Origin of the sequence: Bacillus sp. BF2-3 (genome assembly GCF_008368795.1) — a bacterium.
GTDB classification, from domain to species: domain Bacteria; phylum Bacillota; class Bacilli; order Bacillales; family Bacillaceae_G; genus Bacillus_A; species Bacillus_A cereus.
Genome location: NZ_QOSA01000077.1, coordinates 1 through 573, shown reverse-complemented (window position 1 = coordinate 573; position 573 = coordinate 1). Strand labels below are relative to the sequence as shown.

Below are 573 nucleotides of genomic sequence, written 5' to 3'. Positions count from 1 at the left end.
AATGTTATCTAGTTTTGAAAGAATATAAAAAACTTGTTGACTTTCGAGGTCAAATGAGTTAAAATGATTCTTGTCTTAAATGAATACAGTCTGGTAATGATGGCAGAGAGGTCACACCCGTTCCCATACCGAACACGGAAGTTAAGCTCTCTAGCGCCGATGGTAGTTGGGACCTTGTCCCTGTGAGAGTAGGACGTTGCCAGGCAAAATGGAGGATTAGCTCAGCTGGGAGAGCACCTGCCTTACAAGCAGGGGGTCGGCGGTTCGATCCCGTCATCCTCCACCATATATGTCGGAGGGGTAGCGAAGTGGCTAAACGCGGCGGACTGTAAATCCGCTCCTTCGGGTTCGGCAGTTCGAATCTGCCCCCCTCCACCATTCTTAATTAATGGGCTATAGCCAAGCGGTAAGGCAACGGACTTTGACTCCGTCATGCGCTGGTTCGAATCCAGCTAGCCCAGCCATTAAGAGCCATTAGCTCAGTTGGTAGAGCATCTGACTTTTAATCAGAGGGTCGAAGGTTCGAGTCCTTCATGGCTCACCATTTTAATGAAATATGCGGGTGTGGCGGAA

At 49.0% G+C, this 573-nt stretch carries 4 tRNA genes and 1 rRNA gene; all 5 read left to right on the top strand.

The annotated features are described in order from the left end of the window. Window positions 1-89 precede the first annotated feature (89 nt). The 5 genes from rrf (at window position 90) to DN401_RS29615 (ending at window position 544) form a co-directional block, all read left to right on the top strand. Window positions 90-205: ribosomal RNA gene (gene rrf, locus DN401_RS29635) — 5S ribosomal RNA — on the top strand. Between the two features lie 5 nt (window positions 206-210). Continuing rightward, window positions 211-286: transfer RNA gene (locus DN401_RS29630), tRNA-Val, on the top strand. Window positions 287-294: 8 nt separating this feature from the next. Then, a tRNA-Tyr gene (locus DN401_RS29625) sits at window positions 295-378 on the top strand. Window positions 379-389: 11 nt separating this feature from the next. Further along, window positions 390-464: transfer RNA gene (locus tag DN401_RS29620), tRNA-Gln, on the top strand. 4 nt (window positions 465-468) lie between these two features. Beyond that, window positions 469-544, top strand: a tRNA-Lys gene (locus DN401_RS29615). Window positions 545-573 lie beyond the last annotated feature (29 nt).